24 protein-coding genes are annotated in these 26,311 nt (G+C 60.7%); 13 read left to right on the top strand and 11 right to left on the bottom strand.

Annotated elements, in window-relative coordinates:
• The 3 genes from HPT29_RS26780 to HPT29_RS26770 form a co-directional block, all read right to left on the bottom strand.
• Entirely contained in the window at positions 1-843 is an 843-nt protein-coding gene (locus HPT29_RS26780) for a carbohydrate ABC transporter permease (RefSeq protein WP_173945464.1), read from the bottom strand.
• The gene (locus HPT29_RS26775; RefSeq protein ID WP_259060906.1) at positions 840-1,739 is read right to left on the bottom strand and encodes a carbohydrate ABC transporter permease; all 900 of its coding nucleotides are present in this window, start codon (positions 1,737-1,739) and stop codon (positions 840-842) included. Before HPT29_RS26775 ends, HPT29_RS26780 begins: the two co-directional genes overlap by 4 nt.
• Before the next feature lie 79 nt (positions 1,740-1,818).
• A complete protein-coding gene (locus tag HPT29_RS26770; protein WP_173945462.1) occupies positions 1,819-2,232 on the bottom strand; it encodes a Rieske (2Fe-2S) protein in 414 nt (137 codons plus the stop codon).
• Positions 2,233-2,729: 497 nt separating this feature from the next.
• Here HPT29_RS26770 and HPT29_RS26765 point away from each other — a divergent pair, with 497 nt between their 5' ends.
• Positions 2,730-3,077, top strand: a complete 348-nt coding sequence (locus HPT29_RS26765; RefSeq protein ID WP_173945461.1) for a hypothetical protein — start codon at positions 2,730-2,732, stop codon at positions 3,075-3,077.
• 103 nt (positions 3,078-3,180) lie between these two features.
• Here HPT29_RS26765 and HPT29_RS26760 read toward each other — a convergent pair whose 3' ends face one another.
• The 4 genes from HPT29_RS26760 to HPT29_RS26745 form a co-directional block, all read right to left on the bottom strand.
• Positions 3,181-3,516, bottom strand: coding sequence for a hypothetical protein (locus tag HPT29_RS26760; protein ID WP_173945460.1), 336 nt, complete (start codon positions 3,514-3,516; stop codon positions 3,181-3,183).
• A gap of 57 nt (positions 3,517-3,573) precedes the next feature.
• Positions 3,574-5,145 (bottom strand): peptidoglycan-binding protein, encoded by a 1,572-nt coding sequence (locus tag HPT29_RS26755; RefSeq protein ID WP_173945459.1) that lies wholly within the window; start codon positions 5,143-5,145, stop codon positions 3,574-3,576.
• Between the two features lie 95 nt (positions 5,146-5,240).
• Positions 5,241-5,519 carry a hypothetical protein gene (locus tag HPT29_RS26750; protein ID WP_173945458.1) on the bottom strand — a complete coding sequence of 93 codons (279 nt, stop codon included), beginning with the start codon at positions 5,517-5,519 and terminating at the stop codon, positions 5,241-5,243.
• Between the two features lie 253 nt (positions 5,520-5,772).
• Positions 5,773-6,018 carry an XRE family transcriptional regulator gene (locus HPT29_RS26745; protein WP_173945457.1) on the bottom strand — a complete coding sequence of 82 codons (246 nt, stop codon included), beginning with the start codon at positions 6,016-6,018 and terminating at the stop codon, positions 5,773-5,775.
• 113 nt (positions 6,019-6,131) lie between these two features.
• On the opposite strand from HPT29_RS26745, the gene HPT29_RS26740 reads away from it, so the two are divergent.
• The 3 genes from HPT29_RS26740 (at position 6,132) to HPT29_RS26730 (ending at position 8,017) form a co-directional block, all read left to right on the top strand.
• Positions 6,132-6,452 carry a hypothetical protein gene (locus HPT29_RS26740; protein ID WP_259060902.1) on the top strand — a complete coding sequence of 107 codons (321 nt, stop codon included), beginning with the start codon at positions 6,132-6,134 and terminating at the stop codon, positions 6,450-6,452.
• 40 nt (positions 6,453-6,492) lie between these two features.
• Positions 6,493-6,759: a hypothetical protein gene (locus tag HPT29_RS26735; RefSeq protein WP_173945456.1), complete on the top strand. Its 267-nt coding sequence runs from the start codon at positions 6,493-6,495 to the stop codon at positions 6,757-6,759.
• Positions 6,760-7,319: 560 nt separating this feature from the next.
• Positions 7,320-8,017 (top strand): IS6 family transposase gene (locus HPT29_RS26730; protein WP_259060900.1). Its coding sequence is split into 2 segments (ribosomal slippage): positions 7,320-7,542 and positions 7,542-8,017, totalling 699 coding nucleotides; the frame shifts between segments, so codons are not numbered across the junction.
• Positions 8,018-8,587: 570 nt separating this feature from the next.
• Here the strand turns inward: HPT29_RS26730 and HPT29_RS26725 are convergent.
• Complete coding sequence (locus HPT29_RS26725) at positions 8,588-8,728, bottom strand: hypothetical protein (protein ID WP_173945407.1); 141 nt, start codon at positions 8,726-8,728, stop codon at positions 8,588-8,590.
• A 421-nt stretch (positions 8,729-9,149) separates the two neighbouring features.
• On the opposite strand from HPT29_RS26725, the gene HPT29_RS26720 reads away from it, so the two are divergent.
• The 3 genes from HPT29_RS26720 (at position 9,150) to HPT29_RS28765 (ending at position 11,834) form a co-directional block, all read left to right on the top strand.
• Positions 9,150-10,358 carry an IS256 family transposase gene (locus HPT29_RS26720; protein WP_173945406.1) on the top strand — a complete coding sequence of 403 codons (1,209 nt, stop codon included), beginning with the start codon at positions 9,150-9,152 and terminating at the stop codon, positions 10,356-10,358.
• 377 nt (positions 10,359-10,735) lie between these two features.
• Positions 10,736-11,107: a hypothetical protein gene (locus tag HPT29_RS26715; RefSeq protein ID WP_173945405.1), complete on the top strand. Its 372-nt coding sequence runs from the start codon at positions 10,736-10,738 to the stop codon at positions 11,105-11,107.
• 256 nt (positions 11,108-11,363) lie between these two features.
• A complete protein-coding gene (locus HPT29_RS28765) occupies positions 11,364-11,834 on the top strand; it encodes an HU family DNA-binding protein (protein ID WP_349774730.1) in 471 nt (156 codons plus the stop codon).
• Positions 11,835-11,913: 79 nt separating this feature from the next.
• On the opposite strand, the gene HPT29_RS26705 is transcribed toward HPT29_RS28765, so the two are convergent.
• Complete coding sequence (locus tag HPT29_RS26705; RefSeq protein ID WP_173945404.1) at positions 11,914-12,186, bottom strand: SWIB/MDM2 domain-containing protein; 273 nt, start codon at positions 12,184-12,186, stop codon at positions 11,914-11,916.
• A 613-nt stretch (positions 12,187-12,799) separates the two neighbouring features.
• Between HPT29_RS26705 and HPT29_RS26700 the strand changes: the two genes are divergently transcribed.
• The 6 genes from HPT29_RS26700 (at position 12,800) to HPT29_RS26675 (ending at position 23,984) form a co-directional block, all read left to right on the top strand.
• The gene (locus tag HPT29_RS26700) at positions 12,800-13,015 is read left to right on the top strand and encodes a hypothetical protein (RefSeq protein WP_173945403.1); all 216 of its coding nucleotides are present in this window, start codon (positions 12,800-12,802) and stop codon (positions 13,013-13,015) included.
• Between the two features lie 950 nt (positions 13,016-13,965).
• Complete coding sequence (locus tag HPT29_RS26695) at positions 13,966-14,565, top strand: hypothetical protein (protein ID WP_259060896.1); 600 nt, start codon at positions 13,966-13,968, stop codon at positions 14,563-14,565.
• Between the two features lie 74 nt (positions 14,566-14,639).
• Positions 14,640-15,053 (top strand): hypothetical protein, encoded by a 414-nt coding sequence (locus HPT29_RS26690; RefSeq protein WP_173945401.1) that lies wholly within the window; start codon positions 14,640-14,642, stop codon positions 15,051-15,053.
• Between the two features lie 157 nt (positions 15,054-15,210).
• Positions 15,211-16,953: a DNA polymerase/3'-5' exonuclease PolX gene (locus tag HPT29_RS26685; protein ID WP_173945400.1), complete on the top strand. Its 1,743-nt coding sequence runs from the start codon at positions 15,211-15,213 to the stop codon at positions 16,951-16,953.
• A 229-nt stretch (positions 16,954-17,182) separates the two neighbouring features.
• Positions 17,183-18,118: an acetamidase/formamidase family protein gene (locus HPT29_RS26680; protein ID WP_173945399.1), complete on the top strand. Its 936-nt coding sequence runs from the start codon at positions 17,183-17,185 to the stop codon at positions 18,116-18,118.
• Positions 18,119-18,554: 436 nt separating this feature from the next.
• Positions 18,555-23,984: a cadherin-like domain-containing protein gene (locus HPT29_RS26675; RefSeq protein WP_173945398.1), complete on the top strand. Its 5,430-nt coding sequence runs from the start codon at positions 18,555-18,557 to the stop codon at positions 23,982-23,984.
• A 427-nt stretch (positions 23,985-24,411) separates the two neighbouring features.
• Here the strand turns inward: HPT29_RS26675 and HPT29_RS26665 are convergent, their stop codons facing one another.
• On the bottom strand, positions 24,412-25,449 hold the full coding sequence (locus tag HPT29_RS26665; protein ID WP_173945397.1) for a TIM44-like domain-containing protein: 1,038 nt from the start codon (positions 25,447-25,449) through the stop codon (positions 24,412-24,414).
• 262 nt (positions 25,450-25,711) lie between these two features.
• Positions 25,712-26,230, bottom strand: coding sequence for a DedA family protein (locus HPT29_RS26660; RefSeq protein ID WP_173945396.1), 519 nt, complete (start codon positions 26,228-26,230; stop codon positions 25,712-25,714).
• Positions 26,231-26,311 lie beyond the last annotated feature (81 nt).

Genomic DNA, 26,311 nt, shown 5'->3' with positions numbered 1-26,311 from the left:
CTATTTCACGCTGCCGGCTGACAGCCCTGCAACCAGGTGGCGCTGCACCATAAGGGAAAAGATGATCACCGGGATGACCACGAGAACACCTGAGGCCGTCATCGATCCCCAATCCGTTCCCGTCTCGGCCCCTGCATAAGTCGCCATGAGGACAGGCAAGGTGCGAGTGGCGTTGTTGGTCAGGATGGCCGCGAAGATGAAGTCGTTCCAAGCGAGAAGCAGACAGAGAATGGATGCGGTGACGATGCCTGGCCGCGCAAGCGGAAGCACGATGCGTAAGAACGTCGTCATGCGCGAAGCACCGTCGATATAGGCCGCCTCCTCGAGCTCCTTGGGCAGCCCTTCGAAGAAATCGCGCATGATCCAGACGATCAGCGGAAGGCTAAATGTCGTATAGGCGATGATAAGGCCGATCCGGCTGTTGGCTATACCAAGGCGGGTGAACAGGATGAAAATCGGCAGCAGGATGGCTACAGGTGGAAGCATCCGCATGAGAAGCAGGCTATAAAATACCGCTCCGCTTCCGACGAACCGGAACCGTGCGAAGACATAGGAGGCCGGGACGCCGATCACTAGGGACAAGGCAACCGATGCCGAGGTCACGGTCAGGCTGTTCATGAAGGACGCGATGAAGTCGGCTTGGGTCAACACCCTGGCGTAGTGCTCGAATGTCGGCGTCCAGAACAGGACCGGCGGCGTGACGAAGATCTGCGCGCGGGTCTTGAGAGACAACCCGAGGACCCAAAGGAGCGGTCCGATGAAAATGACCAGAAGCATGATCAGCCCGAAGTATGTAAGGCTGATGCCGATGACACGGTTCCGGCGACTCGATGCGACACTCATAGGGCGTTCTCCTTCCGGCGGGATGCTGCGACGAAAAGGACGCAGAAGACGAAGACGATGAGCAACATGATCCACGATGCGGCGGCGCCGAGGCTCATATCGAAGGCGAAGAACGACGTCATGAAGGTGTAGACCGACAAAAGCTTCGTGGCATCGGCGGGCCCGCCGCCGGTCATGACCCAGACGTTATCGAATGTCCGGAACTCGAAGATGGTCCGCAGCAGCAGGGCGACGACGATGTACGGGGTGAGAAGCGGAAAGGTCACGTGCCGGAAGATCTGGAAGCGGGTGGCGCCATCGATGGCCGCGGCTTCGATGGGTTCCGACGGCAGGGATCGCAGGCCTGCCAGAAGCAAGATTGCCACGTATGGAGCATTCTGCCACACATTCACGAAGCCGACGGAGATCCTCGCCAAGGTCGGATCGCCGAGCCAGAGGATCGGACTGCCGATAAAGTAATCGACGATGCCGTAGTTTGGGTCAAGCAGCAGCTTCCAGCACATCGACGCGACGATCGGCGTGATCATCATCGGTACGATCAAGGCGGTGCGGAATGCTTTGACGAAGGGAACATCCTTGTTGAGCAGAAGCGCCACTCCCAAGCCAATTGTGAGCTCAAGGAAGACAGTGATCACCGTATAGGCGATTGTAAGCCACAGGGCTTGGGTGAATTGAGGGTCGCTGAAAAGATCGATATAGTTGGCGAAGCCCACGAAGCGGCCGCCGAACAGGCTTTGCTGCGCACTCCATCCTTGAAAGCTCAACATGAGTGACAGGATCAGAGGCAGACCGAACACAAGGATTGTAACGGTCAATGTCGGCATGACCGTCAGGATGGCAAAGTGCTTGTCGACCCAGGATGACAATACGCTTCCAAAGCGCTTGCTGGAGGCCATTCTCAAGTCTGTCTCAGGCATCTCAAGCATGTAAGAACTGACGCGTTGATCCAAGGCAATCTCCTGCCTGTTTGCGGCTTCAAACCTCGATGACGACATATCGATCTTCGACCGACACCGGAAATGTGTCGGCGACATACGGCCCTTTCACCAGCTCAGAGCCCTCCTTGACGTCGACCTGGTAACGCCGGGTGCGGATCCTCGCCGGATCGCACCAGGACTGGCCCGACCGGATATCGAACTCCCAGCCGTGCCAAGGGCAGCGGAGGATTTCTCCTTTTCGTTCGAGACGGTATTCCCCAGGGGCGTCGGAGGTCACGAGGCTGCCGAGATGACCGTCGCAAAGGCTGCCGCCCTGATGCGGGCAAGCGTTGGCGATCCCGAAGAATTCGCCGCTGACGTTGAAGACGGCGATCGGTCGACCATTGACGTGGACCAGCCTGTGGGTTCCGGCCAAAAATTCCGTGACGGGAGCCACGATGTGCTTACTCACCGTTGTTTCCTCCAAATCCGCCTTTAGGCGTTGTTATGTTTTGTTAGGTAAACCCTATCAAAAAGCAAACATCGGCGCAAGTTAGGAGTTGTTTATCCTTAAGATCTAATCATCTCAGAGTGATGTGAGCATAACCGAACCTAACAAATCGAGGTTTGTGTTTTGAATTCAGCAGCTTGGGAGCCAAGAGGAGCATGGGCCCCGCCTACATCCCTCGTGGTCCCATCGAACCGTGAGCGCTGCTGACAGTCACCTCGGTGTCTTGTTGCGCGCTGGGAATGGGCGCTCCGCTAAGACCAGGCATGACACGCGCCCGCAACCTGAGGGTGTGGAGCGGGAGGGGGCCGGTCCCCACTGCCTGGCGAACCGCGCCTTCGATGCCCTTAATGGAGATGGGAAATTGGATGCTCGGACCGCAATACTGATCCGAAGGCAGGAGTGCTAGTTGTCATTGAGGCAGAGTAAGCTCCCCCGACAGATCTTCAGATAAGAAGCCCATGAGCCCATCGTCGCAATGGACGCTGTTCATCGCCCGCCCCGGACGAGAGCGCCAGCACGTCATCTGGGATCCTCAGGGCGAACCCAAGATCCTCTTCGGCGAGAATGACGGCACGCTGATTAACGATCGTCTCGCCCTGTACCTCGTCGAGAGCCTAGATGTGGGTCTGGATGTCGGAGATCCGGATCCGGATGAGGGCTGGTTCCTGGATAGCCCGGGAGACGGCGACGAGCAGGATGCGGCCATTCTCGTTTATGACCCTGATTTCGAAATCCGGCTCGAGATCCTTGATACGGATAGCCTTGGCCTGCCCCATGCGGGTGATCCGGGTGTGATCTTGGGGTAATCCTGCCAGGAGAACGACATGGTTGGCAGCCCCGATCCACGGGATCCGAGACCGGGCGACCTGGTATTGCCGGAACCGGCTCACTCAGTCTTAACCTCTATCCCTACCTCCGCTCGGCGCGTCGCTTTATCCGACGAACCTGAGCCAATTGGCCCCGCAGTATGTCGATTGCGTCCTCCTCCGCAGGGGTGAGATTTTCCAGCTTCACATGGTTTAGAAGCACCTCCAGTGCGTCTCCAATCCGTCCGAGTTGTCGGCCATAACTCCCGACTTCATCAAGAACCTTTTGCTCAATATCAGGGCGCGGCGTCTGTCCAAGACTGATGTTGAAGAGCCCGAACTGCATACCTTGCTGGTTGAACGTCCAGGGAAGAATGTCTTGCCAGAGGTTCTGAGGGGCCAGCGACGCCTGAACTGTAAGAGGAACGGGCTTTGTCATGGGTGCTCCTTCGAGACGTTGACTATCTCCACTCAGGCCATTGTCTAGCAAGCCACATTACATACACCGTCTGAATACCGGAGGCTTCTCAGTCGCAACACTACCAACGACCGACCGGTCAACGAGGCGCCCATCGAAAAGCTGAAAGTGAACCCGCGCGGAGGCAGCCGCGCCGGCTCGTACACATGTTCCTTCAGTGCGCCATCCATCGCGGGAGCGCTGTAGCGGTGGATCAAACTGGCAGGTGCTGACACCCGCAATCACGTCTTTCGAGGAAATAACAAGTCGTCGCTGGTTGTTCGGATCGCCACAGGCAGTTCCCTGCTGCACCCACTCCCCAAATGGCGTGTCCGTAGATGGGATTGCAGACGATCCCTTGATGGCTTCTTCGACCGTCCTATCCCAGGTGTCGTTGGCCGGCAGGCCATTGGCAACTTTGAAATCCGTGAGGGCTGATCGTGAGGCCATACCCCAGACGCCGTCGCCAACCTTTCGGTAATAACTAAGCTGAGACAGACGCTGTTGGATCGCCAGAGCATCACCGGGATTCAAGGGATGCAGGGACGCTCCTTCGCGGGCTGCAAAAGGCATATATAGCCCAGCAACATTCGTCTCGGAGAGAGTGGCTACATAGGTGGCGGGAGCGGCGGTATATCGATCGTCAAAGATCGCAAGCTGGGTTCTTAGGTCCCATCTATCATCCGAGCCCAGGCCATTGCGAATTTTGAAATCCCGGAGGGCTACACGGGATCTCCGCCCCCATACGCCATCGATCAGGCCTTGAAAGAAACCACGCTCTTGAAGCCGACGCTGAACCTGCGCAGCGGCTTCCAGGCTTGCTAGGTCTAGGACCTGTGGCTCAAGCACAGGTTCCTCCGGGCGCCGTACTGCGTACGCTGGTCTCTGAACAGGAGGCAGCGCGACCGTCTTGGTTTCAGCCGGTGACGCCGGGCTGGCAGCTTCAGGATAAAGAGTCCGTGCGTTCGGATCATAGTAACTTGCGTCAGGATCTGGAAGTGCCGAGGGCTGCGGGGTCTCCTGCTTCGTAGCGGTCTGCCGGCGCTCCGGCGGGATCTCAAACTTCTTCACAGCGACACCCAGAAGTTCGGCCTTTTGGAAGCTCAGCATCTCGGCGCCGTCGGGTGGCGCGCTGGTGAAGAAGACGATTGCATCTTGGCTCAGTCCGAGGGATTGGAGATAGGCTCCAACCAAGGCATTGCCTGTCCCTGCTTCGGTTTTTCTGCCATTCTCCAGCTTCCAAGCCGCGTGAAACGCAATCCGCGCCTCGGGTCCAGCCCATCTTGTTTTTCCCCCGAGCCAAGCAAGGGCGCATGCAGATGCGCAGAGAGCGTCATCAGGAACAAGGGTGCTGAAACCTTTGAGACGGATAGCTTTACCGATTTCTATACCTGCGATGAGGTTGCCACCGATGCTGTCAAACATCACGATAGCGTCTTTGAGGCGCAAGACCTTTTCGGTGAACACATCCTCGTCTCGAAGGTTGAACTCACCCTCGACCGATACAATAGCGATATCCTTTTCCGGAATGACTTTGATTTCCGCGGCTTGGGCGCTTGGGCACGCAGCAAGAAGCAAAGAGATACCGGCGACCTCTCTAAGCTTCTTCATTTTTGAATGCCCCGCAGCAAGTTCCTCAACGACTGTATGAGCAATCCGATTCAGGCGCCATTCGGTATTTAGTAGACCCATGTTGTGCTTACAGGTTACTCAGCCCAATTATCGTGGCCAACCGCTAGTGTTCGCAGGGCAATCTCACCGGCAATCTTGGCGAACTCAAACCCCTCTGGGGTCGGCTCAAAGGATTCCAAGGGGAAGAATCCATCGTTTCCGCCCAGCAGGACCAGTGTGAACGGCGCATCGTCCTTCGCCCGTTCCTGCACAAGAGAAAGCATAAGGCCGCCGATTTCGCCGAAGGCATGCTTCTCATCGAAGTGTAGGGTCTGCGTCTCTGGGCGCTTTGGGAACTGAATGACGTCAGCCATGCCTAGCGATCCCCACCTGCATCACGGATCTCAGTGTGCCAGAGCCACCTCTGCGCTTCATCTAAGCTCCCGAACGTGTGCTCTGTCTCTGTGAAGGGTGCCGACCTTTCCTCTGGAGGGTGGTTGATCAGGAGTTCTACAGTCCACATGGCGTCGTTCGTCTTGCCACTTCGGACAACGCTGGCGATAACCGCTCCATCCAGCAAGACATCGTAGCTGCCGGGTGCAAGCCGAGAAAGTGTGTAGGACATGCTTATGACTCGGCCTGCTTCCGAACTCGGACACCTGGCTGCCCATGATTGAGGAACTCAATCCCTGCGGCTTCTAGGGCGGCTTGGACAAGGTGTACGTTTTGGGCTCGTCCGGCTATCGGACCTATGCCGGACGCTTCCATATTGCGGATCGTGTTCACGTTTACTCCGGCCCGCTCCGCTAGGTCGGATTGGTCCATCCCTATAAGCGCACGTGCGGCCTTCAGTTGATTTCCAGTCGTCAGCATATTTGCCTCTTAGAACCCGACTTTTATGTACCATAACTAGATACCTATTGATAACGAACAGTTCAGAGACCAAACTAGTTCTCATACCTAGATACCTAGGCGAGAGAACTGAAATGAGCACTCAGCGGACCATAAATTGGAGCACGGCGATGCGGGACCTGCGCAAGGACCGTGTTGCTCCGGCCGCCCCGGGGTTCCTCGCTGCACGTTCCGTGGAGATTGCCCGCCTGGATCGCCTTGCCAAGGAGGCCGCTGCCGCTCCCTTGGCAGTCGCTGGCTCCTATGACCGCTCAGCCATCATGAAGGCGGCCATTGCCTCCGCCCGTGCTCAGAAGGCCAAGGGATCCAAGGCTCCCTGGTCCCAGCTCGTGGGCTTCGCTCTCAAGAATATCTGGCGCCATGCCAAGGCCCAACGCGCCCTCGCGCTGAACTGACTCGCCTGCTTCCTCACCAGCACTTCATAGGAAACATCACATGCGTAACTCTCACCTTCGCCTTGTCGCTGTCGACGGCACCCAAGTAGCCCCCGCTCCTCGCCGTCCCCGCGGCTGGAATGTCCGCCGTGAGCGGGAGATCCGGCTCTGCATCATCAAGGAGCACCTCGGGCACGTCACGCACTCTCTGAACCGCCTCAAAACTCTGGCCGATGAGCTGGAGGAAAGCCTGGGCATCTCTATTCCGGATTTCACTCCATGGCCGCGCCCCGATGCGCTGAGCGGGCCACCTGACGCATCCGCCTGAACCCTACACATAGCCTATGAGGACCTAACCCCGAGGTGGTACGAGCCGTACCGCCTCTGCTCCCAAGATGATGTTGCGGATCAATCTGACTGTGAGGTTAAATGAAGTGACGCGTTGGGTTTTGAACAGTTCTGATGGCAGTCATCCGGGAGCTTGGGACCAATGCAGAATGAGTCAGTCCGAATTCTTGCTACGGCATCCTTGCTTGGGTGGACGGTTCTGCCCCTGGAATTTGCATGGGCTGAGCAACGGCCTACTTCAGCTCCGACCCCATCAACGATCCAAAGCGCCGTGACACCGAGCCCTCTCCGCAGACCAGCTCAGGCTCAAGATGGCCATTTGGCAGAGCTCAGGAGTGGTCTTGAGCGCCTCGCACGAACATACCCATCGAACGATGCTTACATGGACGAGCTAAGGTTGGGCTTGGAGCGGCTTGCCCGGAACATCAATTCTGAGGGCAATTAACTGACCAGTCTGAGACAAGCTCATGTCTGGGCTCCGTCGCAAACCGTTCAGTAACTCGGTTCTGTCTATCCCTCCGGCAAGCTCCGGAGGTTTAGATGTTCAAAGGCCGTCATTTCGATCGCTCAGTGATCCTGCTCTGCGTCCGGTGGTATCTGGCCTACAATCTCAGCCTTCGAAACTTGGAAGAGATGATGGCCGAGCGTGGCATCACTGTCGATCACGCGACCATCCATCGCTGGACCGTGCATTACGCGCCACTGCTGCTGGAGCGCTTCAACCAGCGGAAGCGCGCCGTCACGGGGAAGTGGCACGTCGATGAACCTATATCAAGGTCCGAGGACGTTGGATGTACTTGTACCGCGCCATCGATAGCAACGGCGACACCGTCGAGTTCTGGTTCAGCGAGCGGCGCAATCTGAGCGCTGCCAAACAGTTCCTGCGCAAGGCCCTCAAGCGGCACGGTCGGCCCGAAAGGATTGTGATCGATGGCAGTCAAACCAACAAAGAAGCGATCCTGTTGTGTGATGCAGAGAGCCGTCTGCAGGATTGCTCAAGGCGCCGGCAACAGGCGATCCGAATCCGGCAGAGCCGCTACTTGAATAACCGAATTGAGCAGGATCATCGCGCGATCAAGCGCCGGGTCCGACCCATGCTCGGGCTCCAGTCCGCGGCCACTGCCCGTGTGATCCTTGGCGGCATCGAGATGGTGCATATGATGCGCAAGCAGCAGGCGAAGTATGCCTGCAATCGGCAGCTATCACTCTCAGAGCAGTTTGACATGCTCGCCGCATGAGCGTGTCATGAAGACCTGCTTCTCTCCCGCCCCTGCTCCGGATTTGCGACGAAGCCTCGAGCGGTGATCTCGTCGTCCGAAAAGCGCTCTGTTGCCATGAAAGCTCTCCTACCAAGCAGAGGGATGATGGCGGCGGAGTGTGACCGGAAGGGGTCCGAATTCGCGCGTCTGGTCGAGGCGGGCCCAACCGCCTCTCAGAGGGAAGAAGCACCGGCACCTATGGAATAGCGAGAGCTCGGGCCTAATCTTTCAGGATCAAGTCGAGATGGGAAGCCAGAGGTCATCCGCTGACGATAGGCAGAGGGCGGGGCCTGTAGCTCAATTGTCAGAGCCGGCCGCTCATTACGGACTAGTTCCTGGTTTGAGTCCCTCCGCCCACGCTAGCGATTTGCTAGACTGCTTAAAAAGTGGCACCGGCCAGCGAGATCTCCTGCAAAGGCCGCTCGCATCGACTGAGGAAACCGGAGTGCTGACCGGTGCCGCGGCCTCGGGAGCGGGATCATTGCGAGATGATGCCGGGCGAAGCCGAAGCGACAAACTTGCTTGGGATTGTGACGGTTTGGCGGCTATCTACTGCGTCGCGATTCTCAGGGCCCATTCAAAGAGGGCAAGGCCGCCGATCAGGCCAGCCCACTCGATCGAGCGCGCGAACGGAAGGCCGAATGGATCAGGAGCTTGGGCCTCGGCGTACATGTTAGGGCGCTGCTTCATGACCTTCACTGATGGCTCACATACGAACAGTGTTGAACGCTACAGCCAGAAGCCCAACGGCACAGGCGAGAGCCACTAAATTGCACAGGTGCGCCGCTAGATCATGAGCAAGATGGGTCTCGGTCTGATTCATCGCCCAACTTTTAACCAAGCGATCCGAAGCTGAGCAATTATTCTTTTTGGTGAACGCATTGCGAGGTTAGCCTTTGAGGGCTTGGCACCTCAAGCCATCAGCAATCCCCAAGGGGGGAACCAACCGCAACGAGAGAGCAAGTCCTTTCTCAAGGACGTCCTTGCCGAGAGGTAGAGTCCGCGCTGGTGGTGGAAATTTGCTGACGCACCGGGTGTTGGGATGAGGTGGTCATTGGGAGGACCGGCTATGGTGGAGTTGCTCGACTGCACCCCAGCTGAAGGAACCCCAATGACCGACGACAGACTACCACTGGGCGAGCTGATGGCGAAGGCCGATGACGGCGACTTTCTGCGCAGTGTCGCCGAAAGCGTGCTCCAGATCCTGATGGAAGCCGATGTCGAGGGCGTGATTGGTGCCGCCCGCTACGAGCGCAGCGGCGAGCGGGCCACCTACCGCAACGGCTACCGCGATCGGACGCTCGACACGCGCCTGGGCACCCTCAACCTCAAGATCCCCAAGCTGCGCACCGGAGCCTACTTCCCGGGCTTCCTCGAGCCGCGGCGCACGGTCGAGAAGGCGCTCGTGGCGGTGATCCAGGAGGCCTGGATTGCCGGCGTGAGCACCCGCCGGGTTGATGATCTGGTCCAGGCCATGGGCCTGAGCGGCATCTCGAAATCCTCGGTGTCCAAGCTCTGCAAGGACATCGACGAGCGGGTGATGAGCTTCCTGCAGCGCCCGCTCACCGGAGACTGGCCGTATCTGTGGCTCGATGCCACCTACCTCAAAGTGCGGGAAGGCGGTCGCGTCGTCTCGGTGGCCGTCATAGTGGCGGTTTCGGTCACCACCGAGGGCCGGCGCGAGATCGTCGGGCTGCACATCGGTCCGAGCGAGGCGGAGATCTTCTGGACCGACTTTCTGCGCGATCTGGTCAAACGCGGGCTCACCGGCGTGAAGCTGGTGATCTCGGATGCGCATGAGGGCCTCAAGGCCGCCATCCGGCGGGTGCTGGGCGCCACCTGGCAGCGGTGCCGGGTGCATTGGACCCGGAACGCGCTCGCTTATGTGCCGAAGGCGCACCAGACCATGGTGGCGGCTGGGCTGCGCCAGGCCTTCCAGCAGCCCGATCAGGCAGCGGCCCGGGCCAGCCTCTCGCATTTTGCCGACCAGCTCCACAATCGCTGGCCCAAGCTGAAGGTCTTCGTCGACGACAGCCTCGATGACGTGCTGGCCTATATGAGCTTCCCGGCCCAGCACCGGACGAAGCTGCATAGCACGAACCCGTTGGAGCGCCTGAACAAGGAGATCAAACGGCGGGCTGATGTGGTGGGCATCTTCCCGAACGAGGACAGCATCAGGCGTCTGATCGGCGCGGTGCTGCTGGAGGCCAATGACGACTGGCAGCTCCAGCACCGTTACATGCAGATCGAAGGGATGACTGAGCTCGCAACCCCCATGATCAACCCGCAGGCCCTGACAATCACCCCACAGGCGAGCTGACCAATGGCCACCTCAAACCGCACCCGAATTTACACTCATTGACGGACGCGACCTGCCGAGATCCTCTAAGCGCCTATGAGCCCACCTCGCTCCTACCCCACGGGAGCGGACGGTCCGCCCATGATTGAGGCCGTCCCTGAAACGGGGTGTGAAGAGCGACGCTCGTACCAAGGACGCGCCCTTTGCCGCCACCGGCTTGGCCGTTCATCGACCCCAGTCGCCTCAGGAGAGGAAAGTGTGCCGAAGGCGTATATCGGCCTGTTCCGTTCTGGCGCTTTCCCAGATCGTTTGAAACCGTTGGTTAACCATGAGGGCGCATGCTTTTCCATGTGCTTCAAGGGCTGGGCGGGCTTCCTCGTACCTGGAGACGGTTGCTCATGGCGGAGAACCAATTCACCGACACAATTGAAGAGAAGTTGGCCCTGATGTCGCCAACTGTGAAGGCCATTGAGTTCGGAGGAGAGCTACCCTACCTCCGTGAATTGCAGACGCTCCTCAGACAGCACCTGGCGAGCCTTGTGGTTTTGTTCGAGCGAGATCCTGGCCTGGATGCCGCAACAGCCGACCTGTACGCGGCAGCGGCTGCTGTTGTGCAGGACACCACAGCAGCCTCCCAGCCTCTGGCCCGCAAACGCCGTCTGCTCAAGGAAGCCCAGGTCCGCTTCCAGGAGCGCATCGCGACCGCACGCCCGAATGGACGACGAGACTGCGCCGCTTGGCGACAGAAGGAGCTCTTTCTTGCCGCCTGATCCAGGCCCGGGTTCCGCCTCAGCCCTATGTGTGTGCCGGAACCCAGTCGCCTGCGCTTCCGGCTACAGGAGTTGCTTGTCCGTTTTGTCCGATTGCACAATCACTCACATGATCCTGTGCTGCCCCAAGATCCTGTGAATTCGCATTGTCATGGTTATTGAGGCTGCGGCCTTCTGGTGGTTTCAATCGTGGGTGGCAAACCCTTTGCCCATCGACTGACTACTAGATTGTCAGCGCATCAGGAGGATCTCACCCATGGCGAAAGCTGCAACCAAGACGACAGCCAAGAAGGCGCCGGCCCGCAAAGCCGCCGCATCGCAAGAAGAACCGCCTAAGACGGCCAAGACTGCCGACGCCGTTGCCAAGAGGTCTACGAAGGCTGCAGCACCGAAGGCGTCAGCCAAAGCAGCCTCCAAGGGTGCAAAGAAATCCACTGGCACCTCGGCTGGCGCGATCCTCACCCTGCGCCACATTGCCGAACAGTTGTCGGAAGTGCACGAGCTTCCCAAGCGCCAGGCTAACGAGATGCTGACGCAAGTCATCGAGATGATAGCCAAGAGCTTGAAGAAGGGCGACAAGATCCGCCTGAGCGGTCTCGGCATCCTGCAGGTGCGCAAGCGCGCCGCGCGTACCGGGCGCAACCCGCAGACCGGCGAGCCGATCAAGATCAAAGCCTCCAAGAAGATCGCCTTCCGACCCGCGAAGGAGCTCAAGGAGGCGGTCTAGCCGTTAGCCGCAACCGGATGGCTGAAGCGACCCCCACCCCGCCGGCACGCTGGCGGGGTGGGCCTGTTGTCGCGTCCGCTCAGGACAGGTGCTGAGCGAAGTGCTTGTTCATCTCGAACATGCTGACCTTGCTCTTGCCTCCGAATACAGCCTGAAGCTTCTCATCCGCGAGGATTTCCCGCTTGTTCGCAGGGTTCTGCAGGTTGTTGGCCTTGATATACTCCCAAACCTTGCTCACCACTTCGGTACGGGGCAGTGGCGAGGACCCGACCACCGCCGCGAGTTCATTCGAGGGCTGCAACGGCTTCGCCAGAGCGGGGTTCGGCTTCTTGGCGGCTTTGGCTTCGGTCATTGTCAAACTCCTAAACTGCGCCTCACTGCGATCCGCAGGGGCAAAGGGGGCGGGACCATGGCCAGCAAAGATTGAACGGTTCCTTAATCCCGCACTGACCATGCCGGCGTCAGCATGGTGGGTTCAATTGATTGCCCGCATAGAACGCAGGCAATCATAACAGAACTTACCGCGCTCTCCACCCTCGCAAGAAAAGCCCTTAATATGCTGGCGGAGGGCGAGGAGGTCCGTTACGCATCAGGGGTAAGTTTGTACACCGAGCGCGAGCAGTTCAAAGCACGTCGGAAGTCCGCCTCGCGGCGGAAGGTTCGTGGGATCGGCTTTGCTACGATGGACGAACTCCGAAGGGAGGGTATGATCGTGCCGGTCCACCATACGTCCGTCTCTACCTACTATCGCCTCAAGCCCACTCCGTGAAGTAAACGAAGCGGTGGACCTTAACAATTTGAATGTCGGGACTAGCCTGCGCAGCTGAATTCTGATATTGAAGCTGCCCCGCGGATCATCCGCTCGGTTCACAGCCACAGCCAGAGGAGGCGTTTGATGTCTATGCGAATTTGCACGTACGAACGCACCGCTCTCCTCGTCACGACTCTAGCTGCTGGTGGCTCTAATGAACCCGACCGTATTCCCCTTGCCCTTTGTAGGGCTCGCCTTCCGCTTTGAATTTGTTCGCGTGCCGCGTAGGCCTGCGAATGATCACGCGCGGCCTGTGGCAACAAACGAACTCGATCACCTGCTCCGTCACGAACTTCAGCAGGCGCTGCGTCACGAACTCAGCCCGCACATGCTTCGTGATGTCGGTCTCGACCACAGCCGGACTGACTGATGTTCTGGCCGCAGTGCGATCCACTGATCGTGTTAGGAACTGACGGTGTGCTTTGCCGCACATCGGCATGCCGTGGCCACATCTACATAGATCGTGCGATGCCGGAACACATCGCACGCGCCCTGGCGAGAGGTCTAGTGCTCAGCCTCCCGCCGGGGCAATTCTGCTTGTCCACAGCCTGATGTTGAACCAACGAGGCGCTTGGCGTATTATCGTGACGTGGTGTTGCAACCGGCATCACACAATTCGCCCTGACAGCAAGCCCCGCACGGCTAACTCTGTCAGGGCGTTTTCGTTGGGACAGCGTTGACTGAGTTTGGTCTGCCGCCTATCTCCCAAGTGTGGTGTCATTCCCTTGGACCACGGACGCCTTGGTTGAGGTTTAGCTCGACACCACCTTATCCAAAGGCAGAACTTTGCGGCAGGTTTTCGCAGGCAAGCGAGAACAACGATAGGCTCAGCATCCATCGCTGAGGTACGCCCCCCGCCCGCACGAAGAATCTGCGACACAGCCCCGGATGATGGCGGTCGCGAGCAGGTCAAGGCAGCTCAGATCGCCCGATATGAAAGGCGCTCCTGATGCTCGGGTTCTCATTAGGACAAAAACTCTCGAACTTATCTAAGCCCACGGCAGGACTTCCGAACGTCCTTGGGCTCTTCCCGGCCGAAGGGGCGTCGTGGCTTTCGCCGTCAGGTACCATGGGTAGGCCGGCCTGAAATCGTCACATTCGTGCGCGACCTCAGGGGTGACTCTTCATTAACCATCCCTCCGCCCAAGGCCACCAATGCTCAGACCTCTTGTTGCCCTGGCCCTCGTGCTCGCGATCCCGGCCTTTGCTCAGACCAATAGCCGTCCTGACATCATCCGCGGCCTCTGCCGCCCTGATGGCTGCGACGAGTTCGCCATCCTGGCAGCCTCCCCTCTGACCAGGACAGGGGAGGGCACACTCATGCAGACTCGGGTGAAGACTTTCCATGCCAGTTCATCTGGTCGCAGGGAACTCAGCGAGGAAAACGGCTATGTGTACTGCTCACAAACCAAGCCGGCGATCGTGGCCGAAAAGGGTGGGCATGCCATGGCCTTCTATCTCGCGCCGTTCTCCACCCAAGAGAGCCGTGAGACCATCCGCCAGAACGCCAACTTCCATGCCCTGTACTTCAGCATCTGCCATAGCATGGAAGCGGGCCGAGCGGCGGTTCAGAACTTACCGCGTGTGGCTCAGGAGCTCGGCTATCGGGTTGCACTGCCCCAGTCACAGTCCGTTGCCCTAAACCGGGTCGAGGACATCCTGCCGCCTGCAAGCCGGCGCTCTGCGGAGGCGCGGCATGACCTGCGCCCAATGCCACCGACAAACATGCCGCCTGCCATGTCACAGCAGGACTGGGCTGTTGATGAGTTCAGGGAAACCCGTGAGGCGATGCCACCCGGTCCGCAGCCCAATGTTGTGGAGCGGGAGGAGGGGCTGTTGGCCGGTCCGCGCCGCCTGACCAACCGCGCCTTTGATGCCCTTGATGAGGTCGGCGACTGGATGCTCGGACGGCGATACTGACCCGAAGGCAGAAGTGCTATTGGTCATTAAGGTAGCGTAAGCTGCCCGCCTGATCTTTGGACAAGAAGCAGCCTATGAGTTCATCGTCACAGTGGACCCTCTTCATCGCCCGCCCTGGACGAGAGCGGCAGCACATCATCCGGGATCCTCACGGCGAGCCGCGGATCATCTTTGGCGAAGACGATGGCACGAGGATCAACGATCATCTCGCCAAGTATCTTGTCGAGAGCCTAAATGCGGGTCTCATTCCAGAAGACCCGAACCCGGACGAGGGCTGGTTTCTGGACAGCCCGGGAGAAGGCGCCGAGCCGGATCCGGCCATTCTCATTTGTGACCCTGATTTCGAGACTCGGCTCGAAATCCTCGATTCGGAAATCCCTGAAGTGGATCAGGCGCTGGGCCGAAAGGTTGTGGCTCTAATCAATACTTACTTCATGCAGAACGAGGTTTCACATCCAATCGCTTCCTCCGGCGGGTGCCTTCTGTAAGTCATCCTTGGCGGTCGCTTCTAACGCAGTACTCAATCAAGAACACATCCTGCGCCGATCCCATGGGGTAGCGAGGGCGGTCGCCGTGCCTCTGGAAACTGTCAGGCTCTGCCAGACGTTACCAGTGGCCAAGGGCCGCTAGCCGGTAGACCTGCGAATGGACCGAGAACTAGCCTCATCGCCGCCTTCAGCAGTGGCGGCACAGGCCTCCAAGGGCCTGGATGCGCCCGCCGTCGCCCGATTGCTGGTCGAGATCGGGCAGCGGCTCGTGCTCGCGGGTGCGAACCCGTACAAGGCACGCGCCTATACCCGGGCGGCCGAGGGCCTCCTGCTGCTCAGTGAGCCCCTCGAGGAGGTCATTGCGGGAGGGCGGCTCCAGGAGATCCCAGGCGTGGGCGCCGCCCTCTCAGAGACGATCCAGCGTTTGCACCGGGACAGCACCACGCTGCGCCTGGAGGCTCTGCGGGCTGAGGTGCCCGCGGGCGTGCTGGAGCTGCTGGCGATCCCGGGCCTGCGCCCGCAGAAAGTCCTCGACCTCTACCGCAAGCTCGGGATCACCAGCGTCGATGAGCTCGAAGCGGCTGGCCGGCAGGACCGCCTCAAGGCGACGAAGGGCTTCGGTCCTGCCTTTCAGGACAAGGTCCTCGCAAACATCGAGTTCATGCGGCGTTCGTCCGGGCAGCGGCTCATCCATCGCGCCGGCGAGCACCTCAGCACCCTGGAAGCAAACCTCAGGCGGTCGCATCCAGAACTCACCCGCATCGTTCCCGCCGGCGACTTCCGGCGTGGCACCGAGCTGGTGTCGGACCTCGCTCTTGTGGCCGAGACCCCGGCTCGCTCAGGGATTGAGATTGTCGATCTCTCTGAGGGGGCCAGAGTGTGGCTGGCGGACCCGCCGCACTATGGGGTCGCCCTGGTTCTAGCGACAGGCTCGTCCGAGCACATCGACGAACTCCGATCTCTTGCCGAGCGCCGCGGCTTGCGCCTCAATAGACAAGGGCTGTACCGCGGGCAGCACCTCGTTGACTGCGTGGACGAGAAGGACGTCTATGCGGCTCTCAACCTTCCCTTCATCGAGCCCGAACTGCGGGAGGGCAGGGGAGAGATCGCCCTCGCCGTGGCGCGACGATTGCCTCACCTCGTGGCCGATCAGGACATTCGGGGACTTCTGCACTGCCACACCGATTTCTCGGACGGCAGCAACACGCTCGAGGAAATGGCCGAGGCAACGCGGGCCAGAAGCTATGAGTATTTCGGTGTTGCGGATCACTCGAAGACAGCCAGCTATGCCGGTGGGCTCTCAGTCGAGAGGGTCGCTATCCAGCACGAACTCGCGGACGAGTTGAACAGACGCTACCAAGGTCGCTTCCAGATCCTAAAAGGCATCGAGTCCGACATCCTCGAAGACGGCTCGCTCGACTATCCGGACGCGGTCCTAGCTCGCTTCGACTTTGTGGTCGCGAGTGTGCACAGCCGCTTCAGGCTCGATGCCAAGACCCAGACCGAGCGGATAATTCGGGCGGTCTCCAACCCCTTCACGACCATTCTTGGCCACATGACGGGTCGGCTGCTCCGCCGCCGGGAAGGCTATCAGATTGACGTCGAGAAGATCTTGGAGGCATGCGCAAGGCACGGGGTGGCAGTTGAGATCAACGCCCATCCTTCCCGTCTGGATCTGGACTGGCGCTGGCATCAGCGAGCCCTTGAACTCGGGTGCATGTTCAGCATCAACCCGGACGCGCATAGTGTCGACGAGCTCGATCTCACCGCCTGGGGTGTGTTGATGGCCCGCAAGGGAGGCATTCCTCCGCACCGGGTGCTGAATTGCCTGGGGCGTCATGAGCTCGTAGGCTATCTCACCAGGCGGGCTATGCCGCTCAACGGGGTCAACGCAACATAAAGCTGTGCAGCTCCCTCAGGGCAGGCTGAAGCGATCAGCGTATTGAACTTGCGGTTCTTCTTGTCCACGAAAGAGTGAAGACCGCCCTTGCTCGCCCGGCATGTGCCATGAGCCATGGCACAGGACATTTCACAGGTAAGGCCGGTTGACTCGAATGGTGGTCAGAGCAGCCTTGTAGCTCGCACAGCCCACATGATGTACAACGCCAGTGAATTTGAGGAGATTGCACGTGGCCCACCATCGGTTCAGTCCGACAGGCTATCACAATGTTTTGGGTGATCGAGATCCGGTCCTGCGGATCACTGATGGCGATACGGTCACCACCACCACGATTGATGCCGCTGGACGTGACCACGAGAGTGTGGAGCGTGCTCCCAGGCCAAATCCCATGACAGGCCCCTTCTTTGTGGAAGGGGCAGAGCCCGGCGACGCGCTGATCGTGGAGATCCAACGCATGTCGCCGACCCGGGAGACAGGCTGGACCTATTCCCTTCTGGCGCCGAACGTGGTTGATCCAGAGATCCTGCCCCGACTGCCTGAGCGGCAGCGGGTTGAGTGGGCCATTGATCGCAATGCTGGGACTGTGCGCTTGATGGAGCCGCCCAGCGCGGTGGCGGATCTTGTGTTGCCTTTGGACCCCATGATCGGGTGCTTCGGAGTGGCCCCTGGCATGGGGCAGGCGATCTCCACGGCCACGAGCGGCCGGCATGGCGGCAACATGGACTTCAGAGGCTTTGCCCCAGGAGCCGTCGCCTGTTTCCCGGTGTTCGAGCCCGGTGCCCTGTTCTTCTTGGGCGATGGGCATGCCTGCCAAGGGGACGGCGAGATTGTCGGCACGGGGATCGAGACGTCGTTCGAGATCGAGTTCACGGTGTGGTTGAAGAAGAATGCCAATCACGGCTGGCCGCGTGGTGAGACAGAGTCGGATATTTTCACGGTCGGCAATGCCCGTCCGCTGGACCAGGCGCTTCAGCATGCAACAACAGAGATGTTGAACTGGCTTGGGAGCAGTTTCGGATTAGATCCCACTTCTGCCAGCCATCTTCTGGGACAGGTGGTGCGCTATGACATCGGCAACGTGTTCAACCCGGCCTACACCGTCATCTGCCGCGTGGCCAAAACCTGGCTCCGGAAGCCGGATTCAGCTCTGGGCTGGCTTGGCTGACAGGTGCATGGTTCCGGCACAATCGGCTCTCGAAGGCTGCCATGTCAAATAATGGGCGTTGAGTGCCGAACACAGGTATTCCCACAAGGATGGGCCGGTCCGCTGATGGAGGTAGACGGCCATCTGTGGCAGCTTTCGACCGCTGGAGCGTCGATAAGTTGGTTAAGCCTTGTTTCGCCGTCTTGATTTGCCGTTAGAGAGCCAAGTGCCGTCCGAGCCCGGCTTTGGCAGGCGTGTTGCCGAAGAGTAACATTGGTTAATAAAATCTGCTTCTGCAGTAATTGATCTCGACATCTAGGGCAATATTCTTAGTAGTGCTCGCCTTTAGGTGGCCTGTTTTAAGAAGTGCCACGGTTCTTCACGATAACAATCAGTGGCGCCGCAGGACGGCACGCCAAGTCCAGGCGCGGGTACTGGGCCGGCGAGGGGGCATGGCATGGCAGGCAGTCTCGAAGGAATTCAGGTCAAGATCACGTTCTCCTTGCAGGGGTTCTTCGTCTATGAGGCTCCCTACGAGTTCACATCGGTGGTCGTCGGGGCTGGGGCTGAACTCGTTGTGCCCTTATCCGCCAGGATCCTGTCCGATACGGATGGCGATGGCGACATGGAGCCGGTGCAGGGCGACAACGGGCTTCTGCGCGGGACGATGACCGTCGACATTTCCGGCAATCAGGTCTTTGCCCAGTTCGACGGAACAGCGCAACCCGCCGGGTTTACCATCAAGATTGAAGGCTTGGCCCCTACAGGTGTCGCCCCTGGCACCATTACCGATCAGGGATCAATGAACGGGGTCAACGCCGTTTATGCCCCGAATTACAACGCTTCGACGAAGACGCTCACCTACAATTGGTTCTTCATGGGCTTCCAGCCCGGGACTAAGGTCGATCAGACAGTTTTCTACGACAATCTTCTCGAAGATGCTCCGGATGCGATCAATGACGCATTCCGCACCAAGGCTGGCGATGCTTTGGCGGGCGCAAGCGTCCTTGCGAACGACAAGGATCTCGACAACGGAGGTCCGCTCGGCACTGTCGATCTTCAAACCATCACACACCTCAATGGAGTGGCGGCCGATGTTGGCCGCTGGACCGATCTTACCGGCGGCGGACGCGTTCTGCTGAGGGACGACGGCGCGCTACAATTCTCCGACGATGGTGATTTCGCCGATCTGGCCGCGGGACAAATCCGCACCACGTCGTTCCAGTATACGGTGACGGATTCGACGGGGCGCTTCGATACAGCCACGACGACCATCACGGTCGAGGGCGTCAACGATGCGCCGACGGCCTCGAACCTGACGCAGACCATCGCTGCCCTCGAGGATAGCGGTGCGGTCGCGCTCGGCGACATCGTCGTGGCGGATGCCGACATGGGCGATACGGTCACCGCGACGCTGACGCTGAGCCAACCCCAGGCCGGCACCCTGTCGGTGACCCCCGCCGGTTCGGCCACGCCGACCTACAATGCCCTGACCGGGGTGTGGACGGTGAGCGGATCGGTTGCAGACGTGAATGCAGCCTTGGCGGCGGTTACATTCACGCCTGCCCCCAACTGGGACAAGCCCGTTTCGATCGCGACGCAGATCCGCGATGCCGCCGGATCGGGGCCCACGAACGGCACCATCACGGTCAACGTGACCCCGACCAATGACGCACCGCACCTTGCCGACCGGAATCTATCCCTGACGGTCGCGGAGGATGCGGGTCCGCCGGCAGCAGGGCAGGTGATGGGGCTTCTCGTCTCCGATCTAGCTGTTGGCATCTCGGACGTAGACTCCACCTCCGGTCGTGGCATCGCCATCGTCGGAGCCGATGCCTCGAACGGCAGATGGTGGTTCTCCATCAATGGGGGCGCTTCCTGGTCGCTCCTCGGCACACCCTCGGAGAATGCCGCAAGGCTGCTTGCCGCCGATGGAGCGACACGGCTCTACTTCGAGCCGAGCGCCGACTATAAGGGCACGGCTCCGGCGGGCCTTACCATCCGCGCCTGGGATCTGTCTGCAGGGAGCAACGGGGGGGTGGCCGATATTGGAGGTGTCGGCACCGGTGGAACCTCTCCGTTCAGCACCCAGACGGACACCGTCGGCCTGAGCGTCACAAGCGTCAATGACGCACCCGTTGCCACCATGCCGGGCAGCATCGCGGTGACGGAAGACGTAAGGACGGCCCTGGCTGGGATCAGCTTCTCGGACAAGGATGCGGGGCCCGGCAACGTGACAGTGACCTTCAGCGTGCCAGTAGGAATACTGGGTGCGGTCAGCGGCGCGGGGGTCGTTGTCGGAGGCACCGCGTCCGCCTTGACGCTGACAGGCACGATCACTGGCATCAATGCCTTCATCGCCGCTGGCAATGTCACCTATATCCCTGTTCACGACGACACCGCGTCGAGGACCCTGACCGTCTCCATCAACGACAACGGCAACGCGGGCAGTGGCGGCAGCCTAAGCGACACGAAGAGTGTCGCCCTGACCATCGCGGCCGTGAACGACGCGCCGGTCGTCACCGTGCCGGGCAGCATCACGGTGATGGAAGACGCGGCCAGCGCTTTGACAGGCATCAGCTTCTGGGATGTGGATGCCGGCTCAGCCAACGTGACGGTGACCCTCAGCATCGCGGCGGGAACGCTGGCTGCCACCAGCGGTGCCGGCGTCACGGTCGGCGGGACCACTTCGGCCCTGACCCTAACCGGCACCCTTGCCGACATCAACGCCTTCATCGCGGCAAGCCACGTCACCTATACGTCCGATGCGAACGGCACGGGGAGTCGCGTGCTGACCGTCTCGATTGATGATGGTGGACATGGGGGCAGCGGCGGCAGCCTGAGCGACACCAGGACGGTCGCCCTAACAATCGCGGCGGTCAACGATGCGCCCGTTGTCACCGGGCCAGGCAGCATCGCGGTGACGGAGAATACGCCAGCCGCGCTGACGGGCATCACCGTCTCCGACATCGATGCGGGGGCGGGCAATGTCACGGTGACCCTGAGCATCACCGGGGGATCCCTGTCAGCCACGACCGGCGCGGGCGTCACGGTGGGCGGAACGGCCTCGTCCCTGACGCTGGTCGGGTCGATCGCCGATATCAATGCCTTCCTTGCTGCAAGCGGCGTTACCTACACGCCGTCCCTCAACGACGCGGGCACGCGGGTTCTGACGGTTTCGATCAACGATGGTGGCAACACGGGTTCGGGCGGCGCGCAGACCAATACCCGAACGGTCGATCTCGAGATCGCCGCCGTGAACGACGCTCCAGTCGCGACCGTGCCAGCCAGCATCGCCGTGACGGAAGATACGCCGACGGCGCTGACGGGCATCGCCTTTTCCGACATCGATGTAGGATCGGCTTCGGTCACCGTCACCCTGACCGTGCCGGCGGGCACCCTGTCGGCTGCCGATGGCGCGGGCGTCACGGTCGGCGGAGGGGCGTCATCCCTGACCCTGACGGGCACCATCGCTGACATCAACGCCTTCATTGCGGGAAGCCACGTCACTTATACCCCTCCGGCCAATGGCACCGGCACGTATGCGCTGACCGTTTCGATCGACGATGGCGGCAATTCCGGCTCGGGCGGGCCGCGGAGTGATACGGAAACAGTGAACCTCGACCTCTGGCCGGTAAACGATGCTCCTGTCGCCACGCCACCGGGCAGCATCGCGGTGATCGAGGATACGGCGACCGCGCTCGCCGGCATCAGCTTCGCGGACATCGATGCCGGTTCGGCGCCAGTGATCGTGACCCTGAGCGTTTCGGCGGGTTCCCTGTCGGCCACCAGCCAATCGGGCGTCACGGTCGGAGACACGGCGTCATCCCTGACCCTAACGGGCAGCGTCGCCGACATCAACGCCTTCATCGCGGCGAGCGGCGTGATCTATACGCCTGCCGCGAACGACCACGGAACGCGGGTCCTCAAGGTCTCGATTGACGATACGGGCAACACAGGTTCGGGCGGCGCGCTGAGCCACACGCGAGCCCTTGATCTCCACGTGTCAGCCGTGAATGACGTTGCGGTCATCGGCGGCACCGATGCCGGGTCGGTTGCAGAGGACGGCATGCTGATCGCGACCGGGGTTCTGATGGTGACCGACGAGGACGCGGGCGAGGCCGGCTTCAAGGCTCAGGCCGACGTGCAGGGTACCTACGGGACCTTCTCGTTCGACGCCACTCAGGGCACGTGGACCTATGTGCTCGACAACGAGGCCGAGACGACCAAGACCCTGCGCTCCGGCGAGGCGGTCACCGAGACCTTCACGGTCGAGTCCCTCGATGGCACCGTGAAGACCGTGCGCGTGCAGGTGCAAGGCGACGGCGCGCTGATAGGCGGCGTAGAGGTGACGACCGAAACGATCGTCTATCCAGACGGCAGCACGGGCCAGATCCTCACCATCCCGATCATGACGGCGGGCAGCGGCCCGACCGATCTTCCGCTGGTGAGCGCAGGCGGGCACCCGGTGCTCTTGGCGCAGCTGCCGACGGGCTATGGCCTACAGGTGACCGGCCCATCGGCGCCCAAGACCGCCGGAAGCTCGTTGGCCGATCTGATCCGTGAGATCCAGGCACACACTGATGGTGGCTCGGCCGATCAGAACCTGCTCACCGGTGGGGGCTCCGGTTTCCTGCAAGGGCTGTTTGCCAGCACGCCGCTGATCGTGCAGAGCCTTGTGCCCATGCTGGCCCCGGGCAGCAGCACGCTGCCGGGTCAGCCGTTGGTGATCTCGGGCGCGCCCACGGCTCCAGGCACCCCTGAGACGGCCCTGGTCATCGATGGGCGTGGCATCGCTGGCGGCCACATCAAGCTGGAGAATGTGGAGTTTGCCGCAATTATCGGTGCTCTGACGGTCACGGGAGGGACCGGTTCGCAGGTCGTGTTCGGCGACAGCGCCCGGCAGACGCTCATCCTGGGAGCCGACGACGATACCCTGCACGGCGGTGGCGGCGATGATTATGTCGGCTCACATGGCGGCAACGACTGGCTCTACGGCGATGACGGCAACGACACCGTCTCGGGCGGCATCGGCAACGACACCCTCGACGGCGGCACAGGCATCAACATCATGTACGGCGGGGAGGGCAATGACACCTATATCGTCGGCATGGCGAGCGACCAGGTGATCGAGTACCGTAGCGAGGGCATCGACACCGTTCGCAGCTCAGTTAGCTACATCCTTGAGAACGCCAACGTCGAGAACCTCGTCCTCACGGGCAATGCCGCCTATGGTTATGGCAATGGCATTGCCAACCAAATGTACGCCTCCGATGCCGGTAGTCTGCTGCATGGCTCGGGCGGTAACGACACCCTGTCCGGCGGGGCCTCACGCGACCGCCTATATGGGAGCGGCGGCGATGATCGCCTGTACGGCAATGGCGGCAACGACCGCCTCTACGGGGGCACGGGCAAGGACCGCCTCGAGGGTGGCACGGAACGCGATTACCTTGCCGGGGACAGTGGCAACGACATCCTCAAGGGCGATGACGGCCACGACACCATCAATGGTGGCTCTGGCAATGACGTGATCTACGGCGGCAAGGGCAAGGACATCCTGACCGGCGGCTCCGGACGCGACGTCTTCGTGTTTGATACCAAGCTCGGCGACGGAAAGATCGACACGATCAGGGATTTCAATCCCTGGGAGGATACGATCCGGCTTGAGAATGCCGTGTTCACGAAGATCGGTCCGAAGGGCGATCTCGCTTGGACTGCGTTCCACTACGGCAGCCATGCGGCGGATGCCGACGACCGGATCATCTACGATTGGTTCTCGGGCGCGCTTTACTATGACAAGGACGGTGCCGGCGGAGCGGCCCAGGTGCAGTTCGCCAGGATCGACAAGCACCTGTTCCTGACTGTGAGCGACTTCGTCATCATCTGACGATCAAACATGGATGGCCCCCTGCTCATTCGAAGAGCCGGGGGCCTCTGCTCGGTCGGGCCGCATGGGATGAAACGCTTCATATTCTGAGGAATTCTTCAGAAGCCTAGGGCAGGTTTAGGCGGCGTCCCCAACGGGGATGGGTCCTTGCGTTCCTCAAGGTGAAGATCGGAGATCAACGCAATCTTGGTCAAAGGTATATCCTGGACTGAAGGCGGGCTGTCATATCATGAGAGCCCGTTCTGTGCCGCCGTCCTCCGCGCCAGCAACAGACTTCTTGTCAAAATAACTGCTCAACGAAATTGCCTTGTAGGCGCAGTGTAGGCGCAAAGTTAATTTGCAGAGGAGGAGGCACCATCTGGTGTCGCACCCACATGCAAAATGGTCAACCGCACGGGCTTGTCCGACGCGGTTGACCATAATGGGATTAGGTGGCCTGCTGGATCGCCGAGAGCTTCCAGAATGCGCCATTGTCACGACGGAAGGTCCAGATCTCCGTGACCTCCTCGGTCTTCTCCGGCTCGCCGGCAACAGCCTTGCCGCTCGCACGGTCAATCGTTTGCTCGGTGATGGAATAGCGCATCGCAACTGTGGCATAGTCAGTCGGCCCCTCACGCCAGGCCTCGGCGAGATCACCCTGCAGGAGCTTCACGCCCGAGATGGCCTCACGCACACCCTTGCGGGCGTTTTCATTCAGCTCCTCCTGGAAGTATCCGGCCATCTCCGGCGTGGCCAGCGTCCACAGGGCAGAAACGTCCTCGTGGCCATAGGCCGTTTGAATGTCCCCGAGAGCTTGCTCAAAGGCAGCGAAGTCCTCAGGCCTGACAGCGAGCTCCTGAGTGCGCGGCTGCGAAGGCGGGGCAGTGCTGGCTGCTGCAGCCGCAGGCGGCATGCATGCGGCTGCTCCGCCACCTGGCGGGACTATGCCGCTGAGTGTCGATCGCTGCATCGGGGCGCCAGCAGCGGCACCGGCCAAGGCTGGCTGCTGTCGCCGGCGAAAGAAACGGATCACCAGGAAGGCAAGACCGCCGATGAGCGCGACCTGCGCCAGGAAGCCCAGGATAGAAGCCAGAGACCCGAGGCCGCCGAACAGGCCTGCGCCGAACAGCGCGCCCAGCAGACCTGCCCCGAGCAGGCCAGCGAAGAACCCACCACCGAAGCGGCTCCGCGCGGGTTGGGCCGCCAGGGCCGACGGAGTGGCCGGACGAGGCTGAACCTGACTTGGAGTCGCCTGCGAGCGTTGGAGCGATTGCGCGGCTGAGGGAGCTGTTTGGGTGGCCGGAGGGGCATCGAAGGTGCGTGAGCCGCGTGAGCCCATGCTGCCTTTGCTCCTAGCCTCCGCCATGCCAGTCATGGCAACGACGAGCGCACCCGCCAGGGTGAACGCGAAGCGCCCGCGGCGTAACGGGCTTGCCGCTCTGCGTCTGGGCTGACCGGTTCCCCATTCGGTCGGAGACTGTTGCATCAGATGTTCTTTCCTGAGATCCGCGTCGGATGGGCTGCGCTACTCTTCTCTTCTCGCTGTCCCTCCAAGCCCTCTTGATTGGGGCGAAAGGACAGCGCTGAAACGGCATTGGCTTGCCGATGGACCCTCCCGTCGCCGGCGCGTCGAACCCGCCCTTGCTGGCAGGTGATGATCTCCGCACGTCTTCTGGAATGGTCCATGCGTGGTATACGAAGCTGGCCTCGGCCTTAATCCTGTCGCCGGCAAGAAATTTGCCTGCTTCTCACTGGGCCCATACGGTCAGACCCGCGCCCGGCGCGAGCACGATGAAAGCCCAAACAAACGCTGAGGCGATGGTCGCCGTCTGGAACAGCAGCATAGGCATGGCGAAGATACCGGCTGTCAGGGGCACCACAGCGCGCAGCGGGCCAATGAAGCGCCCCAGGAAGACGCCCCACGCACCCCATCGGGCAAAGAACTTTTCGCCGCGATCACGGAGATGCTGGTGGGATGAGAGAGGCCAGACACGATACACGGCATGCTTGAACCCAAAGCCGACGGCATAGGATAGCCAATCACCGAGGATGGCGCCGACGGCCGCTCCAAGCCAGATCGGCCAGAACTCCAGACCGCTTGCTCCGACCAAGGCACCGATCCCAAGAAGCAGCACGGTCGAGGGGACGAGCAGTGAGACAACAGCGAGCGACTCGGCGAAGCCCAGAGCCCCAACAATGAACGGAGCCCAGCCTTGGTGCGCCCGAACGAAGTCGAGCAGCATCGTCGTGAGGGTGTCGAGGTCCATGGACTCTCCCGTTCAAGGACTGGTCAAGGTGCAACGACGCGTGCCAGCAGGAGCCGGCACGCGTTGGTTGTCACGATTGGG

This window comes from Microvirga terrae (assembly GCF_013307435.2).
GTDB lineage: Bacteria > Pseudomonadota > Alphaproteobacteria > Rhizobiales > Beijerinckiaceae > Microvirga > Microvirga terrae.
Note: the sequence above shows the minus strand (reverse complement) of the source record. Positions and strands in the feature narration are given on the sequence as shown.

Excerpts from the sequence above, each read along its gene's own strand:
- HPT29_RS26775 (WP_259060906.1), bottom strand. The coding sequence starts at position 1,739 with ATGGCCTCCAGCAAGCGCTTTGGAAGCGTATTGTCATCCTGGGTCGAC.
- HPT29_RS26705 (WP_173945404.1), bottom strand. The coding sequence starts at position 12,186 with ATGACCGAAGCCAAAGCCGCCAAGAAGCCGAACCCCGCTCTGGCGAAG.
- HPT29_RS26760 (WP_173945460.1), bottom strand. The coding sequence starts at position 3,516 with ATGACAAAGCCCGTTCCTCTTACAGTTCAGGCGTCGCTGGCCCCTCAG.
- HPT29_RS26750 (WP_173945458.1), bottom strand. The coding sequence starts at position 5,519 with ATGGCTGACGTCATTCAGTTCCCAAAGCGCCCAGAGACGCAGACCCTA.
- HPT29_RS26780 (WP_173945464.1), bottom strand. The coding sequence starts at position 843 with ATGAGTGTCGCATCGAGTCGCCGGAACCGTGTCATCGGCATCAGCCTT.
- HPT29_RS26735 (WP_173945456.1), top strand. The coding sequence starts at position 6,493 with ATGCGTAACTCTCACCTTCGCCTTGTCGCTGTCGACGGCACCCAAGTA.
- HPT29_RS26765 (WP_173945461.1), top strand. The coding sequence starts at position 2,730 with ATGAGCCCATCGTCGCAATGGACGCTGTTCATCGCCCGCCCCGGACGA.
- HPT29_RS28765 (WP_349774730.1), top strand. The coding sequence starts at position 11,364 with ATGGCGAAAGCTGCAACCAAGACGACAGCCAAGAAGGCGCCGGCCCGC.
- HPT29_RS26675 (WP_173945398.1), top strand. The coding sequence starts at position 18,555 with ATGGCAGGCAGTCTCGAAGGAATTCAGGTCAAGATCACGTTCTCCTTG.
- HPT29_RS26665 (WP_173945397.1), bottom strand. The coding sequence starts at position 25,449 with ATGCAACAGTCTCCGACCGAATGGGGAACCGGTCAGCCCAGACGCAGA.
- HPT29_RS26690 (WP_173945401.1), top strand. The coding sequence starts at position 14,640 with ATGAGTTCATCGTCACAGTGGACCCTCTTCATCGCCCGCCCTGGACGA.
- HPT29_RS26700 (WP_173945403.1), top strand. The coding sequence starts at position 12,800 with ATGAACCCGACCGTATTCCCCTTGCCCTTTGTAGGGCTCGCCTTCCGC.
- HPT29_RS26740 (WP_259060902.1), top strand. The coding sequence starts at position 6,132 with ATGAGCACTCAGCGGACCATAAATTGGAGCACGGCGATGCGGGACCTG.
- HPT29_RS26725 (WP_173945407.1), bottom strand. The coding sequence starts at position 8,728 with ATGAAGCAGCGCCCTAACATGTACGCCGAGGCCCAAGCTCCTGATCCA.
- HPT29_RS26660 (WP_173945396.1), bottom strand. The coding sequence starts at position 26,230 with ATGGACCTCGACACCCTCACGACGATGCTGCTCGACTTCGTTCGGGCG.
- HPT29_RS26685 (WP_173945400.1), top strand. The coding sequence starts at position 15,211 with ATGGACCGAGAACTAGCCTCATCGCCGCCTTCAGCAGTGGCGGCACAG.
- HPT29_RS26695 (WP_259060896.1), top strand. The coding sequence starts at position 13,966 with ATGCAGACTCGGGTGAAGACTTTCCATGCCAGTTCATCTGGTCGCAGG.
- HPT29_RS26720 (WP_173945406.1), top strand. The coding sequence starts at position 9,150 with ATGACCGACGACAGACTACCACTGGGCGAGCTGATGGCGAAGGCCGAT.
- HPT29_RS26755 (WP_173945459.1), bottom strand. The coding sequence starts at position 5,145 with ATGAAGAAGCTTAGAGAGGTCGCCGGTATCTCTTTGCTTCTTGCTGCG.
- HPT29_RS26715 (WP_173945405.1), top strand. The coding sequence starts at position 10,736 with ATGGCGGAGAACCAATTCACCGACACAATTGAAGAGAAGTTGGCCCTG.
- HPT29_RS26745 (WP_173945457.1), bottom strand. The coding sequence starts at position 6,018 with ATGCTGACGACTGGAAATCAACTGAAGGCCGCACGTGCGCTTATAGGG.